The sequence below is a fragment of the Nocardia sienata NBRC 100364 genome (assembly GCF_001613205.1).
GTDB classification, from domain to species: domain Bacteria; phylum Actinomycetota; class Actinomycetes; order Mycobacteriales; family Mycobacteriaceae; genus Nocardia; species Nocardia sienata.
Genome location: NZ_BDBX01000052.1, coordinates 1 through 17476, shown reverse-complemented (window position 1 = coordinate 17476; position 17476 = coordinate 1). Strand labels below are relative to the sequence as shown.

Genomic DNA, 17476 nt, shown 5'->3' with positions numbered 1-17476 from the left:
TATGCCCGAAGTGGAGCGGCACACCTACGACGTCGTGGTGATCGGTGCCGGCGGCGCCGGATTACGCGCGGTGATCGAAGCCCGGGAACACGGCCTCTCGGTGGCGGTGGTGTGCAAATCGTTGTTCGGCAAGGCCCATACCGTGATGGCCGAGGGTGGCTGCGCGGCGGCGATGGGCAACGCCAACGAGAAGGACACCTGGCAGACCCATTTCCGCGACACCATGCGCGGCGGCAAATTCCTGAACAACTGGCGCATGGCCGAACTACACGCCCGGGAGGCCCCCGACCGCGTCTGGGAGCTGGAAACCTACGGCGCCCTGTTCGACCGGACCGCCGACGGCCGGATCAGCCAGCGCAACTTCGGTGGACACACCTATCCGCGGCTGGCGCATGTGGGTGACCGTACGGGGCTCGAACTGATCCGCACCATGCAGCAGAAGATCGTCTCGCTGCAGCAGGAGGACTACGCGCAGACCGGTGACTACGAGTCACGGATCAAGGTTTTCGCCGAATGCACCATCACGGATCTGCTCAAAGACGGTGACCGGATCAGCGGCGCCTTCGGCTACTGGCGCGAATCCGGCCGCTTCATCCTGTTCGAGACCCCCGCGGTCGTTCTGGCCACGGGCGGAATCGGAAAGTCCTACAAGGTGACCTCGAACTCCTGGGAGTACACCGGCGACGGCCACGCCCTGGCGCTGCGGGCCGGCGCCCGGCTGATCAATATGGAGTTCCTGCAGTTCCATCCCACCGGGATGGTGTGGCCGCCGAGTGTGAAGGGCATCCTCGTCACCGAGGGCGTCCGCGGTGACGGCGGCGTGCTGAAGAACACCGACGGCAAACGGTTCATGTTCGATTACATTCCGGCGGTCTTCAAAGGGCAGTACGCCGAGAGCGAGGAAGAGGCCGATCAATGGCTGCGCGACAACGATTCGGCGCGCCGCACCCCTGATCTGCTGCCCCGCGACGAAGTGGCCCGCGCCATCAACGAAGAGGTCAAGGCCGGCCGGGGTACCGAACACGGCGGGGTCTACCTGGATATCGCCTCGCGACTCGGCCCGGACGAGATCATCCGCCGGTTGCCGTCGATGCACCACCAGTTCAAGGAACTGGCCGATGTGGACATCACAAAGGAACCGATGGAGGTCGGGCCCACCTGTCACTATGTGATGGGCGGTATCGAGGTGGATCCGGATACCGGCGCGGCACACGTACCGGGCCTCTTCGCCGCCGGTGAATGCTCGGGCGGTATGCACGGGTCCAACCGGCTCGGCGGCAACTCCCTGTCGGACCTGCTGGTCTTCGGCCGGCGGGCGGGGCTGGGCGCGGCCGAGTACGTCGCAGGGCTCGTCGAGCGGCCGCGGGTGGCCGACACCGATGTCGCGGCGGCGGCCCAGTCCGCGCTCGCCCCGTTCGATCCGCCGGAAGGTGCCTCCGGGGAGAACCCGTACACCCTGCACACCGATTTGCAGCAGACCATGAACGATCTTGTCGGCATCATCCGCAAGGAACACGAGGTCCGCGAGGCGATCTCGCGGCTCGATGCGCTGCGCGACCGGTTCGCGCACGTCACCATCGAGGGGCACCGGCAGTTCAACCCGGGCTGGCATCTCGCCCTCGATATGCGGAACATGCTGCTGGTCAGCCAGTGCGTGGCGCAAGCCGCGCTGCTACGCACCGAGAGCCGCGGCGGGCACACCCGCGACGACCACCCGGGTATGGACCCGCAGTGGCGCAACAAACTACTCGTCTGCGCCACCGACGGCGCCGGAGTCGCAGCCGTCCCCGATATTTCGGTGACCGTGCAGGATCAGCCGCCGATGCGGGGCGAACTACTCGCTCTCTTCGATTTCGGCGAGCTGGAGAAGTACTACACCCCAGCCGAACTCGCGGGCCATCCGGCCGCGGTGAACGGCGCCGCGGCCGGGTCCACGCCCGCGGGCGGCGAATCGGACAGCAAGGAGGCGTGAGCGGATGAGTTACGACGCCCAGTTCCGCATATGGCGCGGCGATACCGAAGGCGGGGAACTACAGGACTACACGGTGGCGGTGAACGAGGGCGAAGTGGTCCTCGACATCATCCACCGCCTGCAGGCGACTCAGGCGCCCGATCTCGCGGTCCGCTGGAATTGCAAGGCGGGCAAATGCGGTTCGTGTTCGGCCGAGGTGAACGGAAAGCCACGACTGCTCTGCATGACCCGTATGTCTACCTTCACTCCGGAAGATGTCGTCACTGTGACACCACTGCGCACATTCCCGGTGGTCCGCGACCTGGTGACCGATGTCTCCTACAACTACAAGAAGGCACGCGAAATCCCGTCGTTCACACCGCCGCCGGATCTGGAGCCGGGACAGTACCGGATGCAGCAGGTGGATGTGCAGCGCTCGCAGGAGTTCCGCAAGTGCATCGAATGCTTCCTGTGCCAGAACACCTGCCATGTGGTGCGCGACCACGACGAGAACAAAGAAGCCTTCGCCGGTCCGCGGTACCTCATGCGGATCGCGGAGCTGGAGATGCATCCGCTGGATGTGGCCGATCGCAGGGACGCCGCACAGGAGCAGCACGGGCTCGGCTACTGCAATATCACCAAATGCTGCACCGAGGTGTGCCCGGAGAATATCAAGATCACAGACAATGCGTTGATTCCGATGAAGGAGCGAGTCGCCGATCGGAAATACGATCCGATCGTATGGCTCGGCAACAAGCTCTTCCGGCGCTGACCGATTCGACCGGCCGGCTCACAGCATCGCGACCACACCGGTCGCGACCAGCCCCACGAGCACACCGACGAACAACGCCGAGAACACCGAGCCGGTGAGTACGAAGACGCCCACCGCAGATGCCGCAAACAGCAGGCCGACGATCAACCGTGCGGCGGCGTCGCCGGGCCCGAATTTGCGGAGCCGGGGACGGGAATTTCTGATCCCTGGGTCCACATATTGTTGTCTACCCGTTACCGGATGGAGCCAAACGCCGTGCTCACGGGCGGGTCGACCGGGGTGGAGGAGGACTCACGGCCGATCGAACTCGCCGTCTCGTACGCCGGCGATGAACGCCGCCCACTCCCCCGGGGTGAAGACGAGTACCGGACCGTCGGGGTTCTTTCCGTCGCGCATCCCGACATGACCGTCGGCGAGCATCGCGATCTCGACGCTGTGGGCCCCCGGCGTGGCGGCGTCTTCCCCGGTCCCGCCGCTCACCCAATGGGCGCCGGACAGGTCCACCTTCGTACCGTTGTCGATGCTCATACAGGTTCTCCTTCACCGCCGCGGAAATCGCCGTATTTCGAGTCGAGGGCCCCGGGGCCGGGCGCCACAAGCATGTAGCGCGATGCTACGCGCAGCCCCGGCCGAGTCGGGTTTACACCCGTCTACAGGAAATTTCGCGAATCGGTACCGCTAAATTCGCCGAATCTCCCCCGATATAGGTTCTTCTCGGCCTATGGTGAGCTGTTGGTCGTATGTACACACCCGGAAAACCACCGCGGACAACAGGAGTCGACCGCGGGTTCAGAAGGAGGTCGTGTGATGCGGTTGAATCTGGACGCCCCGATCCCCACCCTGCTCGCCTGCGGTGCCGATCCCGGCGTGATGACCCCCGAACAAGCTCATTCGGCAATGCAGTTGCACCTGGACTGCACCGTCGACGAGTGCCGGGTCCGCCGGCGGGCACGCGCCACCCTGGTGGAAGCGGGTCGCTGCGTACTGGACAACCGCGCCCTCCAGTAGCGACCGGATTTCGCCGTCGTTCCGGCCGCTCAACGGCCGGATCCGGGCGGCTCCGGCGAAACAGGAACCCGAGAACTCTCGGGAAGCGACGCCTTACCGGTCAGTGCCAGCGATGATCGGTTACCGGAGCGCGCGGACCGAACCGCGGCTTACGAGCTTGCCCACTGATCTCCAGCAGACGGATGGTGCGATAGCGATGTGGACGTACCGGTTCGAGGTAGTCGACCATCTCGGCATCGTCCATATCGCGACCGAGCAGGGTCCAGCCGACGATCGACGCCAGATGGAAATCACCCACCGACAGCGCATCGGCGTCGCCGAAAGCGCGCTGCGCCGTCTCCGCGGCCGTCCATTCCCCGATACCGGCGATCGTGCGGAGCCGGCGTGCGGCCTCGGCCGGGTGCAGCGCGGTCATCCGCTCCAGCGAGTCCGCTATGCGAGCCACCCGGACGATGGTCCTGCTGCGCTGCGGCCCGACATTGGCACCGTGGAAACTCCATGAGGGGATGCGGCTCCAGGTCGCCGCGTCCGGCGGTACCCGCATACCCGCCGGGGCCGGGCCGGGCGGCGGACTACCGAAGAGGTGCACCAGGCGGCGCCACGCGGCATGCGCGGAGACGATGGTCACCTTCTGCTCCAGGATCGCCGGTATCAGCGCTTCGAGCACCCGGCCGGTGCGCAGCATCCGCAGCCCGGGATACCGCTGGTGCGCGGCCGCCACCGTGGGATGGATGGGCACGAAATCGTCGACCCTCTCGTCCAGGCACAGCATGCGATCGAGCCCGTCGAGGAACTCCGCGGCGCCCGCACCCCACGCGTCCGCGGTGACGGCCGACAGATCGTCCTGGACCAGCCGGTAGGTCACCGGCCCGGTCGGCATTCGCGAGGTGTGCCAGTGCGCCCCGTCCGGGGTGATCTGGTGACAGGGGTCGCCGGGCCCGCGGCGCAGCGGCGCGAGGGTATGGGCGAGGTGGACCGGGGCTTCGGCGGACAGGGTCCGCCTCGCCCGCGCATCGTCGGTGGATCCCGGGGTTCGGACAGGCACCATGTCATTGTGCGCTGCCCGGAGTAACGCCCTCCGAGTGCCCGGCGATGAAGACGCCGTTGAGCAAATATGTGGTTTATGCCGTGACTGGAGGTTTTTATGATCACCGAAGCGCTCAATTGGATACTCGATCTCTGGGGTTCGGTTTTCGCCGGTAGTTCCGGCTACGAGATACCACCCGGGACCCTCCCGTTCGGGAGCTGAGCCTTCACGAAGAGCGGCCGGCCTTTCGCGGTCGGCCGCTCTTCGGTATCGCGAAATCCCTGGGTTCGCCCGGAATCAATTGTCTCCCAGCAGGACTTGCGCCAGATGCCGGCCGCGCCGGGCGGTGAGCTGAGCGACCTGGGTGCGGCAGGAGAATCCGTCGGCGACCACGAGGGCATCCGGTTCGGCACTCTCCATCGCCGGCAGTATTCCGTTGCCCGCCACCGCCGTCGAAATCTCGTAATGCCCTTTCTGCATACCGAAATTACCCGCGAGACCGCAGCATCCTGCGATCTCGGTCATACTTACCCCCATCTGGGCAAATATTCGGCGATCGGCATCGAAGCCCAGCACCGAGTGATGATGGCAATGCGGCTGGACAACCATCGACCGGCCGGGGTAGCGCGGCGGACGCCAGTCCGGTTGCGCGGTGAGGAACTCGGCGAGCGTGCGGACCGCGGCGGCGACCGGCCGGGAACGCGGATCCCCGGGCAGCAATTCCGGCAGGTCGGCGCGCAACGCGGCGGTGCAGGAGGGTTCCAGACCGATCACCTGCCCACCGGCCCGCACATGATCTTCGAGGGCATCGAGCGTGGCACGCAGCCGTGCTCGGGCGCCGTCCAGCTGCCCGGTGCTGATCCAGGTCAAACCGCAGCACACCTGCCGGCGCGGCACGACCACGCGGTAACCGAGTGAATTGAGCAGGCGCACCGCCGCCACGGCGATATCCGGATCGAAGGCATTGGTGAAAGTGTCCACCCACAGCATCACAGTCGGCGGATCCGGCTTATCCACCTGCTGCTTTTCCGCTTCTCGGCGCCAGATCCGCCGGAAGGAACGCGGCGCGAGCTCCGGCACCTCCCGGCGTGGGTCCAGCCCCGCGGCCCGCATCCCGAGCCGGCGCATCGGTCCGGCGCCGGCCAGCGCGTTGACCAGCCGCGGCACCCGGGTGGCGCCGGCCAGCCAGCGCGGGAGCATACCCAGTGTGTAGTGGTCGCGGGGACGCGGCCGGCCGCGATAGCGGCGGTAGAGCGTCTCGGCTTTGTAGGTCGCCATATCGACACCCGCCGGGCAGTCCGTACCGCAGGCCCGGCAGGACAGGCACAGATCCAGCGATTCGGCCACCGCGGGCGCGGCCCAGTCGAGCTCTCCCCGGACCACCTCCTGCAGTACCCGGGCGCGGCCCCGAGTGGTGTCCTTCTCATCGGCCGTCACCAGATAGGAGGGGCACATGAAACCGCCGGTGTCACGCGTATCGGCCCGGCATTTGCCCACTCCGACGCAGCGGTGCACCGCGGTGGTCAGATCCCCGGCGTCACCGGCGAAGGCGAAACCACCCGCGCGCGGCAGCGGTGGTAGACCCGCCAGTCGCAGATCGGCGTCGAGCGGACGCGGATGCACCAGCACGCCCGGGTTGAGGAGGTTGGCGGGATCGAACAGCGCCTTGTAACCGGCGAAGACCGCACGAACCTCAGGGGAGTACATGATCTCCAGCAGTTCCGAACGGGCCCGGCCGTCGCCGTGCTCCCCGCTGAGCGAACCGCCGTGGCCCACCACCAGATGTGCCGCGTCGGTCAGGAAGGCGCGGAACCGTTCCGGTGCGGTGGCGATGGGCAGGTCCAGGCGCACATGGATACAGCCGTCGCCGATATGCCCGTAGAGCATTCCGTCGACCTTGTGCTCGCGGGTCAGCTCATCGAAATCGCGCAGATAGGCGCCGAGCCGGGCGGGCGGAACCGCCGCGTCCTCCCAGCCCGGCCAGGCGGGCTCACCGTCGCGGGTGCGGCCGGCCAGACCGGCGCCGTCGGCCCGGATCCGCCACAGCGCGGCCGCGGCGCCGGGATCTTCGATGATCCGGCTGTCCAGCGCACCCGTCGCCGCACACAATCGGCGGGCGGCGGCGTGGGTGGCGGCCGCGTTCTCCCCCGCCAGCTCCACGAAAAGCCAGCCGCTGCCGCGCGGCAGCTCGGGGACCCGCCGGCCGTGCGCGCGCACCATTTCGATCAGCCGGGCATCGATACCCTCGACCGCCACCGGCGCGACCGAGACCACCGCGGCGATATCGTCGGCGGCGGTCGCCAGATCGGGGTAACCGAGTACGACCAGCAGGGTCGCCGCCGGAATCGGCACCAGTTCCACCTCGGCTTCGAGCAGCACACCGCAGGTGCCCTCGGCGCCGACGAATGAACCGGCCACCGAGCCGCCACGTTCCGGAAGCAGGTATTCGAGCCCGTAGCCCGATGCCTGCCGGTCGAACCGGCCCAGGTCGGTGCGCAGCACGGCGAGTGATCTGGTGGTGAACTCCGGTAGGCCGGGGACCTCGTCCAGCGAATCGGCGAGGCGGCGGAACGCGCCGGTACCGTCGATGATCCGCAGCTCCCGGACCCGGTCGGAGGTGCGACCCCACGCGATGGCGTGCGGACCGCAGGCGTTGTTGCCGATCATTCCGCCGAGGGTGCAGCGATTCTGAGTGGAGGGGTCCGGGCCGAAACGCAGCCCGTGTTCCCGGGCCCGGCGCTGCAGCTCCGACAGCACCACGCCCGGTTGCACCCGGGCGGTCCGCCGATCCGGATCTATCTCGGTGATACCGGTCATATGCCTGCTGAAATCGAGGACGATGCCGGGACCTACCGCATTGCCGGCGACCGAGGTGCCGCCGCCCCGCGGGGTCACGGCCGTACCCTCGCTCCGCGCGACCTCCAGTACGGCCGCCACATCGTCGTCGGACCGGGGAAAGATCACCGCTTCGGGCAGCACCCGGTAGTTCGAGGCGTCCGAGGAGTACTCCACCCGCCGTCGGTGCGAGATATCCACCGTCTCGTTACCGATCCGCGCACGCAGCTGCCGTGCGAGTGTGTCCCGTCGTGCGTCGTGGTCGGTCACGAGATCCAGCCTAGGCGGGCAGTCCGGATTTCCTTCCCGACTCGGCGGATCCGGATGGGTCGGCGGTCGGTCCTGCGCCGCGTGGTGACTCCGCTGTGGCGGAGCCCGCCCCGCCACCGGCTGCTCCGGTTCGGGGAGCCCGGCGTCCCATGGCTCACGTCGCGGGCCGCGCATCCTCGGTTCGCGGGCGGACCGCTCGTCCCGCGCTGCCCGATATCCCCCTTCTTGTCACTCGGTAGGAGTAAGACGGTGTCGTGGCCAGATGGCTGTTGCACGTCGACCTCGACCAGTTCCAGGCCGCGGTGGAGTACCGGCGCCATCCCGAACTACGGGGGCAGCCGGTGATCGTGGGCGGAAACGGCGACCCGGACGAGCCCCGCAAGGTGGTGACCTGCGCGTCGTACCCGGCGCGCGGCTACGGGGTGCGGGCGGGTATGGCGTTGCGGTCGGCGGCGCGAAAATGTCCGGAGGCGGTCTTCCTGCCCTTGGACGTCCCCTGCTACGAGGAAGCGTCCGAGGAGGTCATGGCGCGGTTGCGCGTGTTCACCGATCAGGTGGAGGTCTGGGGGTGGGACGAGGCGTTCGTGGCGGTCGATACCGATGAGCCCGAGGATTTCGCTCGGTCGATCCGCGCGGCGGTGGAAGAACTGGATCTCACCTGCGCGATCGGCATCGGCGACAACAAGCTCACCGCGAAACTGGCCACCGGTTTCGCGAAATCGGTCGGGAAGCCCGGGGGCGTCGCAGCCGACCATCCGGGAGCGCACGACGGGATGTTCCGGCTCACTGCCGCCAACTGGTCGGCGGTGATGGCCCATCGTCCGACGAACGCGCTCTGGGGGATCGGTAACCGGATCGCGGCCCGGCTGGCCGAACTCGATATCCATACCGTCGGGGATCTGATGACCGCCGACCGGGCCCGGCTAGCGGCCGAGTTCGGTCCGGCCAACGGTCCCGCGCTGTGGGTGATGAGTCGCGGCGCCGGTGATACGGAGGTAGTGACGAAACCACCCCCGGCGGTGGGGCGCAGCAGATCGCAGACCTTCCCGCGGGATCTCGTCGATCCGGCCGAGATCGGCGCGCAGGTGGCCCGTTTGGCGGCGGAGGTCGCGGCGGAGGTCGTCGAGGCGGGCCGGACGGCCATCCGGGTCTCGGTCACCGTGCGCACCAGCACCTTCTACACCCGCAGCAAGCAGTCGAAACTGCCCGAGCCGACCACCGATATCCCGACGATCGTCGATACCGCGCTGCGGGTGCTGGATCGCTTTCCGCTGGACCGTCCGATCCGCCTGCTCGGTGTCCGTCTCGAACTCGCCCCGGTCGCGCAGGCTCCCGGGACCGGTGGTTCGGGGACACCCGGCGCTTGACCTGAACATTGGTTCAGCTTTTAGTGTCGGTGCACCGGAGTTCAATCGTGCTCCGGAGCGGAAGGACATGTCAGATGAGCATGGAATCGGTGGCCTGGGACCAGATGTACCGGCGCATGCACGCACCCGAGGAGACACGGTCGTTCAGTCTCGCCACGGCACGGCGCATCCTGCGCTTCGCCCGGCCACATCGGCAGCGGCTGATCGCTTTTCTCGCACTCAGCGTGGCCGCGGCGGTACTCGTGGTCGCCACGCCGTTGCTGGCGGGCCGGGTGGTCGACGATATCTTCGCGGGGTCGCCCCCACGGACGGTGATACTGCTGGCGCTTGCCATCGCGGCGCTGGCGATCCTGGACGCGGGCCTCGGCCTGGCCATCCGCTGGCTGTCGGCGCGCATCGGTGAGGGCTTGATCCTCGACCTGCGGACCGCGGTCTTCGACCACGTACAGCGGATGCCGATCGCCTTCTTCACCCGCACCCGCACCGGCGCGCTGGTCAGCCGGCTGAACAATGATGTGATCGGAGCGCAGCGCGCCTTCAGCGACACCCTCTCGGGCGTGGTCGCCAATATCGTCACCGTGGCGCTCACCCTGGTGGTGATGCTCCAATTGTCCTGGCAGATCACCTTACTCGCCCTGCTGCTGCTGCCGGTATTCGTGATCCCCGCCCGCCGGATGGGCGACCGGCTGGCCGATATCCAGCGCGAGGCAGCGGGATTGAACGCGGCGATGAGCACGCAGATGACCGAACGTTTCTCCGCACCGGGCGCGACCCTGGTGAAACTCTTCGGCCGCCCGGCCCAGGAATCGGCCGAGTTCGCGCTGCGGGCGCGGCGGGTCCGCGATATCGGCGTGCGCACCGCCATGCTGCAGACCGTTTTCGTCACGGCGTTGACACTTGTCTCGGCGCTGGCCGTCGCGCTGGTCTACGGCCTCGGCGGCTGGTACGCGCTGCGCGGGCAACTGGACGCCGGTGCCGTGGTGGCCCTGTCACTCCTGCTCACCAGGCTGTACTCACCGCTCACCGCGCTGGCCAGCGCTCGGATGGAGGTCATGTCCGCGCTGGTCAGTTTCGAGCGGGTCTTCGAGGTCCTCGATTTGAAACCGCTGATCGAGGACGCGCCCGGGGCGCGGCCGGTGCCCGCCGGTCCCGTCGCGGTGGAACTCGACGACGTGCGGTTCGGATATCCTGCCGCCGACAAGGTCTCGCTGGCCTCGCTGGAAGAGGTGGCGACCTTGGACACCCGCGGCGGCGAGGAAGTGCTGCACGGGGTGACACTGCGCGCCGAACCCGGCCAGTTGATCGCCCTGGTCGGCTCCTCCGGCGCCGGCAAGTCGACCATCGCGCAACTGGTCTCCCGTCTCTACGACGTGGACGCGGGCGCGGTCCGGCTGGGCGGCGTCGATACTCGCGAACTCACCATGCAGTCGATCCAGGAAACGGTCGGCCTGGTCACCCAGGACGGCCATCTCTTCCACGACACCATCCGGGCCAATCTGCTGCTGGCCGCTCCGGAGGCCGGCGAGGACCAGCTGTGGGACGCGCTGGAGCGGGCCCGCCTGAGCGATCTGATCGCGAGCCTGCCCGACGGGCTGGACACGGTGGTCGGGGAACGCGGCTATCGGCTCTCCGGCGGTGAGCGCCAGCGTCTCACCATTGCCCGGTTGCTGCTCAAACAGCCGCGAGTGGTGATTCTGGACGAGGCGACCGCCTCCCTGGACTCGACTTCCGAGGCCGCTGTGCAGGCGGCGCTCACCGAAGCGCTACAGGGGCGTACCGCCCTCGTGATCGCCCACCGGCTGTCCACCGTGCGCGCGGCCGATCAGATTCTGGTGGTCGAGTCCGGTCGTATCGTGGAACGTGGATCGCATGCCGAACTGCTCGCCGCGAGCGGGCGTTATGCCGAGCTGTATCGGACCCAGTTCGCTCAGGAACCGGCGCCGGCGGCGGCGTAGCAGGCCCCGGACGGTCATCGTCACTCGACGGTGACCGTCCGGCTGTGCCAACCCGTCGCGCCATCCGGGACCGGGTCGGCGCGCTCCTCGGTCTGCACCCCGCCCGCACCGTCGGTGGCTCGTACCCGCAGGGTGTGCCGACCTTGTGGCGCGTCCCAGCGCCAGGTCCACTGACGCCAGGTGTCCAGCGAGTACTCCGGCGCCAGGTCGGCCGGCTCCCAGGGACCCTCGTCGACCTGCACCTCCACCGCAGCGATCCCGCGATGCTGAGCCCAGGCGACCCCGGCCACCACCACCGGCCCCGCAGCGATACGGCCGAAGGCCGCCGGGACATCGATGCGGGAGGCGGTTTTGATCGGGCCGAACGCCGACCAGCCGCGCCGGGTCCAGTAGGCCTGGGCGCGATCGAACCGGGTGATCTCCAGATCGACCACCCATTTCGTGGCGCTGACGTATCCGTAGAGACCGGGCACCACCATCCGGGCCGGGTAACCGTGCTCGACCGGCAGCGGTTCGCCGTTCATACCCACCGCGAGCAGGGCGTCGCGACCGTCGGTGAGGGCCGCCACGGGCGTACCGGCGGTGAAACCGTCGGCACTGGTGGACAGCACCATATCCGCGTCCGGCCGGACCCCGGCCTCGGCGAGGAGATCGGCGAGTGGGTATCCGATCCAGGTGGCGTTGCCGACCAGATCACCACCGACCTCATTGGACACACAGGTCAAGGTGATCATCTTCTCCACGGCGGGCCGCCGCAGCAGATCGTCCATCGTGAACCGGATTTCGCGCTCCACCATGCCGTGGATCCGCAGCTGCCAGTCGTCGCTGGTCAACGCGGGTACCCGCAGTGCGGTGTCGATCCGGTAGAAGGTGTCGTTCGGGGTGCGGAACGCGGTGAGTCCGGGGACGGGCGGATCGGTCCCCGGTGGTATGGGCGCGGCCGGCACCTGGGGGCGCGGGACCACGAACCGCCGCAGATCCGCGGTCACCGCGCGCGCACGTTCGCCGGCCCACCGCCCGGCCGCGGCGGATCCGGCAGCGAGCACAGCGGCCCCGGCGGCCAACCCCAGGAACCGCCGCCGCGAGGCGTCGGTACCGTTCCCGCCCGCGGCCTCTGCCGCGGAACCACCCGCCGGCGCTGCGCGGCGCGGTGCCCGGCCGATCAGGATCCGCAGGGTGAAGATCCCGGCCACGGCACCGAGCAGGATCGGCACGGCGAACGCCGCGGTCGCGTTCGGCCGCCGCAGCACGGCGAGACAGACGGCCACCGCGAGCCCGGCCAGCAGCACGCTGCCATAGGGCCGGCGCCGTTCCAGCAAGCCCGCCGCCACAGCCAGTAAGACCATCGCCGCGCCCATGGTCAGGAACAGCACGAGTTTGTCCCGGGTACCGAACTGTTCGATCGCGAACTCGCGCAGCGCCTGCGGGGTGTGGTCGACCACGGTCGCCCCGGTGGCCAGGAAGGGCGACGCGTCCGGCGCGATCAGGGCCGCGACGAGTTCACCGACCCCGAGCACGACCGCGGCGGCCAGCAGCCCGCACAGTCCGGCCGCGAAGCGGCAGATGGTGCGCCGATCCTGCTGATCCGGCCCCGGGAAACCGGTCGAACTCGTCGTGTCCTGCATCAGCGTCCTCGTTCATCCCCCGGCGCGGGCGCCCCGGTGGTCGGGAATTCCTCACGTGGCCCTCTGCGGATGGTGTCACTCCTGGCCGCGGGAGGGAAGACGCCGCTGCATACGAAAGGGCCGCGGTAACCCCTTCGGGTTGCCGCGGCCCTAGATCGTGGATCAGGCGCTGGCCGCCAAGGCCCGGCCGTCCAGGGCCGGTTCCCGCACCGGTTCGATGGCGTAGGCCAGGATCTCGGCGACATCGCCCACCGGACGGACGTCGAGCTCGGCCAGCACATCGGCGGGGACATCGTCCAGATCCGGCTCGTTGCGGGCCGGGATGAACACCGTCTTCAGTCCGGCACGCTGCGCGGCGAGCAGTTTCTGCTTGACCCCGCCGATCGGCAGCACCCGGCCGTTCAGCGTGACCTCGCCCGTCATTCCGACATCGGAGCGCACCGGGCGCCCCAGTGCCAGCGATACCAGCGCGGTGACCATGGTGACACCGGCCGACGGTCCGTCCTTGGGCACCGCGCCGGCGGGCACGTGGACGTGCAGGTTGCCGTCCAGCACCGTCGATTCGATGCCGATTTCGCTCAGGTGCGACCGCACGTAGGTCAGCGCGATCTGCGCCGATTCCTTCATGACGTCGCCCAGTTGGCCGGTCAGCGTGAGGCCCCGGTCGCCCTCGGCGGTGTTGGCCTCGATGTAGAGGACGTCACCGCCCAGCCCGGTGACCGCCAGACCGGTCGACACACCCGGTACCGCGGTGCGTTCCGCCGAATCCGGAGTGAAACGCGGCCGCCCGAGGTAGTCCTTCAGATCCGCGATATCGATGGTCAGCGGTGGTGCCGTGGCATCGGTGTGCCCGGACGTCGTATCCGTCTCGGCGCCCACGTCGGTGACCGATGCGACACCGGTCTCGGACAAGCGCGTCGCCGCCTTGCGCAACGCCTTGGCGATCAGCCGCTCGAGCTGCCGGACCCCGGCCTCCCTGGTGTAGTTCGCCGCGACCTCGCGCAGCGCCGCGTCGGTGACCCGGACCTCCTCGGCGGTCAGCGCGTTGCGTTCCAGCTGCCGGGGCAGCAGGAAGTCGCGGGCGATGGCCACCTTGTCGTCCTCGGTGTACCCGTCGACCGTGATCACTTCCATCCGGTCCAGCAGGGGGCCGGGGATGGTGTCCATGACATTGGCCGTGGCCAGGAACAGCACATCGGACAGGTCCAGGTCCATATCCAGGTAGTGGTCGCGGAAGGTGTGGTTCTGCGCGGGGTCGAGTACCTCGAGCAGGGCCGCCGCGGGATCGCCCCGGAAATCCGAGCCGATCTTGTCGACCTCGTCCAGCAGGACGACCGGGTTCATCGAACCGGCCTCCTTGATCGCCCGCACGATCCGGCCGGGCATAGCGCCCACATAGGTGCGCCGGTGCCCGCGGATCTCCGCCTCGTCCCGCACCCCGCCCAGTGCGACCCGGACGAATTTACGGCCCAGGGCACGGGCGACGGATTCACCGAGCGAAGTCTTACCGACCCCGGGCGGACCGGCAAGCACCAGTACTGCGCCGGATCCACGTCCGCCCACGACCTCCAGGCCGCGTTGCGCGCGCCGCGCGCGCACCGCCAGGTACTCGACCATCCGGTCTTTCACCTCGTCCAGGCCGTGGTGGTCGGCGTCGAGCACGGCGCGAGCCGCCGCCACATCGGTGGAGTCCTCGGTTTTCACCTGCCACGGCAGTTCCAGGACGGTGTCCAGCCAGGTGCGGATCCACCCGGATTCCGGGCTCTGATCGCTGGACCGCTCCAACCTGCCGACCTCGCGCAGCGCCGCTTCCCGCACACTTCCGGGCAGATCGGCCTGTTCCACACGGGTGCGGTAGTCGTCGGCGCCGTCGGGTTCGTCCTCGCCGAGTTCCTTGCGGATGGCGTTGAGCTGCTGGCGCAGCAGGAATTCGCGCTGGCTCTTCTCCATGTTCTCGCGAACTTCGTCACCGATCTTCTCGGTGACCTCGGCCTCGGCGATATGCGCCCGCGTCCATTCGATCAACCGGTTCAGCCGTTGCGCGACATCCGGAGTCTCGAGCAGTTCGCGTTTCTGTTCATCGGTGAGGTAGGCGGCATAGCCCGCGGTATCGGCGATGGCGGACGGTTCGGTGAGCTGGTTGAAGGCGTCGATCATCTGCCACGCCTCACGCTTCTGCAGCACCGAGACGACCAGCTTCTTGTACTCGGCGGCCAGTTCCCGGGTGCGTCCGTCGGCGGCGGGGATTTCGACCGGTTCGGCCTCGACCCACAGTGCGGCGCCGGGGCCGGTGACCCCGTGACCGATCTTCGCGCGCCGTTCCGCCTTCAGCACCGCGGCGGGCGTGCCACCGCGCATCCGGCCGATCTGCTCGATGGTGGCGATCACGCCGTAGGCGGCGTAACCCTCGGACAGGCGCGGAGCCAGCAGCACGGTCCCGGTCTGCGCCGCCTGGGCGGCGTCGATGGCCGCCTGCGCGGATTCATCCAGTTCGATCGGTACGACCATCCCGGGCAGCACGATGGGATCGGTCAGGAACAGCACCGGAAGATTCAGTGGTGTAGTCACGAACACAACCTCCAATAGTTGAGCTACACCCACTCAACTTGGTCGGGTTCGCCTTTGTTCCACCGCTGTGCCGCTGTTCACTCAGGGCGAAGAGCGCAGCGCCCGGCCCTCGTTCTCACACTGCGCGAGTCGCCTGCGACACCGGCGGACGTGCGCGGCGACCTGCGGATGGGCGGGCTATCGACGCGCGGCCCGTATTCCGAGGTAGTCCACGATGGTCGGCGCGGGATCGGCCAGATCGTCCACTCGCAGATAGCGCAATGCCGCCGCTCGGCGGATATGTTCTGTGGCGTCGGTCAGCGCCGGGTCGGGCTGGCCGTCGACGACCCGTATCCCCCCGCCGGGTATGTGTTCGATATTGAACACATGGGAATCGCCGAGGTCGACGCGCCGTCCCGGTGGCCAGTCCGCGACGACGATCCCGCGTGAACCGGGCTCCCGGAACGCCTCGTACAGCTCGCTGCGCCGGCTCACTGCCGTGAACCTGCGGGTCCAGGCGATCTCGGTAAAACTGTGCGGGAAACCGGTCTCGAACGGGAACGGCACCTGCCCTGCCTCGACATCGCGTCCGCGCCGGCGCAACTCGTACGCGGTCGCCACGGCCACGCAATTATTGCTTCGCCGTGGATCAGCCGGGTCGTAATGCGGATTCACCCGGGTCAGGCAGTCGTCGATCTCTCGGTTGATGCGCTCGGACCGCGAGGGCCTCGGCTGAAACCATGCGGAGCCGTCCGTTTCCGGACGGGACGGGTTGCCCCTCGATGCGCTGGGTGCTGCGTAGGTCAGCTGCGTGCCCAGACAGTGGTCCACGCCACCGAGATCGTGCATCGTCTTGTGCAACCGCCTACCCGTCTGCCCCATCACTTGCGCGAGAGCCGGTGCCTCACAGTCGACGAGCGCACGAGCGACCTCGGCGGACGCGCGTCGGATAGCCGCGATCAGCTCGTTGTTCACCTGCACAGTTGCCGGACCCGTTCGTATCGAAACCATTTGGTCTCTTTTCGAAGAAAGCGGTCCAGGTGTTACCAGCGATGCCGCTGTGCCCAGTACTCCAGCCCGGACTCAGTGACCGGCGAACGCCTCCGCGAGCCACCACGCGCCGCCGTCGCTGGTGATCTTCGCATCGATCACCAGCGGCCGGGCCCGGCCGGTCCGGCGGTACCGGTCGACCCACTCGCCTACCGGGGCGAGATCGGCGACCGAGCGCACCGTGACACCAGCAGCCCCGAACCCCTGCGCCACGGCGGCGATATCGGTGTCGGGGAAGGTCACCGTGCTGTGGTCGGCAGCGGTGAAATGGTGCACCTCGGCGCCGTAGGCGGAGTCGTTGTACACGATGACCACCAGCGGCAGCGCACAGCGCACCGCCGTCTCGAGTTCGGCGATCGCCATGAGGAATCCGCCGTCCCCGGTGCCGAGCACCGGGAGCCGGTCCGGTCGCGCGAAGGCCGCGCCGATCGCGGTGCCCAGGCCCAGGCCGATCGACTGGAACGCCTGGGTGAAGCAGAATCCGTTCTCATCGGGCACCGAGAGATGCGTGGCGGGGTAGCCCATGAAGTTCCCCGAGTCGATCGAGACGATCCGCTGCGTCGGCAGGATCTCGTCGAGCGCGATAGTGAGAGCGCGAGGATCGACCCGCTCGCCGGTGGAGGAGTCGTCCACCGCAATGTCGCGCCAGCGACCCGTGCGGGCGATGCGGGCCGCCACCTCGGCGGTGCGGTAACCGGTTACCTCGCCCGCGCCGGACCGTTGTAATTCGACCAGCACATCGCGGGCGGTGGGCTCACAGTCGCCGAGCACCCCGAGATCGACCGGGCGGTGCGCGCCGATGGCGTCGATATCGTCGTCGACCTGCACTACCCGGGCGTCCGGTCCGATCAGGCGGCCGTGCCGCATCGTCCACATATTCAGCGCACAACCCCAGCCGACCACGAGGTCGGCGCCGGCGATGAGATCGGCGGTGGTCGGTGAGGAGAAACCCCCCGAAATGCCCAGGGCGAACTCGTCTTCGACGAAGAGTCCGTTCGCGACGGCCGAGGTGGCCACCAAGGCGCCGCAGGTCCGCGCCAGGGCGGCGATCGCGGGTCCGGCGTGGCGG

13 protein-coding genes are annotated in these 17476 nt (G+C 68.4%); 5 read left to right on the top strand and 8 right to left on the bottom strand.

Annotated elements, in window-relative coordinates; genetic code table 11:
• The first annotated feature begins 1 nt into the window (after position 1).
• Positions 2-1972: a fumarate reductase/succinate dehydrogenase flavoprotein subunit gene (locus NS4_RS25320; protein ID WP_063062005.1), complete on the top strand. Its 1971-nt coding sequence runs from the start codon at positions 2-4 to the stop codon at positions 1970-1972.
• A gap of 4 nt (positions 1973-1976) precedes the next feature.
• Positions 1977-2723 (top strand): succinate dehydrogenase/fumarate reductase iron-sulfur subunit, encoded by a 747-nt coding sequence (locus NS4_RS25315; protein ID WP_063062004.1) that lies wholly within the window; start codon positions 1977-1979, stop codon positions 2721-2723.
• A gap of 18 nt (positions 2724-2741) precedes the next feature.
• Here the strand turns inward: NS4_RS25315 and NS4_RS25310 are convergent, their stop codons facing one another.
• Both NS4_RS25310 and NS4_RS25305 read right to left on the bottom strand, forming a co-directional pair.
• Positions 2742-2939, bottom strand: coding sequence for a hypothetical protein (locus tag NS4_RS25310; RefSeq protein WP_063062003.1), 198 nt, complete (start codon positions 2937-2939; stop codon positions 2742-2744).
• A 75-nt stretch (positions 2940-3014) separates the two neighbouring features.
• Entirely contained in the window at positions 3015-3251 is a 237-nt protein-coding gene (locus NS4_RS25305; protein WP_063062002.1) for a DUF397 domain-containing protein, read from the bottom strand.
• A gap of 279 nt (positions 3252-3530) precedes the next feature.
• Here NS4_RS25305 and NS4_RS25300 point away from each other — a divergent pair, with 279 nt between their 5' ends.
• The gene (locus NS4_RS25300) at positions 3531-3731 is read left to right on the top strand and encodes a hypothetical protein (RefSeq protein ID WP_039827478.1); all 201 of its coding nucleotides are present in this window, start codon (positions 3531-3533) and stop codon (positions 3729-3731) included.
• Positions 3732-3831: 100 nt separating this feature from the next.
• Here the strand turns inward: NS4_RS25300 and NS4_RS25295 are convergent, their stop codons facing one another.
• Together NS4_RS25295 and NS4_RS25290 are read right to left on the bottom strand one after the other, a co-directional pair.
• The gene (locus NS4_RS25295) at positions 3832-4779 is read right to left on the bottom strand and encodes a DNA-3-methyladenine glycosylase family protein (RefSeq protein WP_063062001.1); all 948 of its coding nucleotides are present in this window, start codon (positions 4777-4779) and stop codon (positions 3832-3834) included.
• 276 nt (positions 4780-5055) lie between these two features.
• Complete coding sequence (locus NS4_RS25290) at positions 5056-7863, bottom strand: FAD-binding and (Fe-S)-binding domain-containing protein (RefSeq protein ID WP_063062000.1); 2808 nt, start codon at positions 7861-7863, stop codon at positions 5056-5058.
• Positions 7864-8117: 254 nt separating this feature from the next.
• Here NS4_RS25290 and NS4_RS25285 point away from each other — a divergent pair, with 254 nt between their 5' ends.
• A complete protein-coding gene (locus tag NS4_RS25285) occupies positions 8118-9230 on the top strand; it encodes a DNA polymerase IV (RefSeq protein ID WP_063061999.1) in 1113 nt (370 codons plus the stop codon).
• Between the two features lie 74 nt (positions 9231-9304).
• Positions 9305-11185, top strand: coding sequence for an ABC transporter ATP-binding protein (locus NS4_RS25280; protein WP_063061998.1), 1881 nt, complete (start codon positions 9305-9307; stop codon positions 11183-11185).
• 20 nt (positions 11186-11205) lie between these two features.
• Here the strand turns inward: NS4_RS25280 and NS4_RS25275 are convergent, their stop codons facing one another.
• The 4 genes from NS4_RS25275 to NS4_RS25260 form a co-directional block, all read right to left on the bottom strand.
• Complete coding sequence (locus NS4_RS25275; RefSeq protein WP_084487700.1) at positions 11206-12810, bottom strand: molybdopterin-dependent oxidoreductase; 1605 nt, start codon at positions 12808-12810, stop codon at positions 11206-11208.
• 162 nt (positions 12811-12972) lie between these two features.
• Positions 12973-15378, bottom strand: a complete 2406-nt coding sequence (lon, locus tag NS4_RS25270; protein WP_157106233.1) for an endopeptidase La — start codon at positions 15376-15378, stop codon at positions 12973-12975.
• Between the two features lie 177 nt (positions 15379-15555).
• Entirely contained in the window at positions 15556-16368 is an 813-nt protein-coding gene (locus tag NS4_RS25265; RefSeq protein WP_084487699.1) for a toxin glutamine deamidase domain-containing protein, read from the bottom strand.
• A 72-nt stretch (positions 16369-16440) separates the two neighbouring features.
• On the bottom strand, positions 16441-17476 hold a 1036-nt coding region (locus NS4_RS25260; protein ID WP_169811813.1), incomplete at its 5' end, for a thiamine pyrophosphate-binding protein.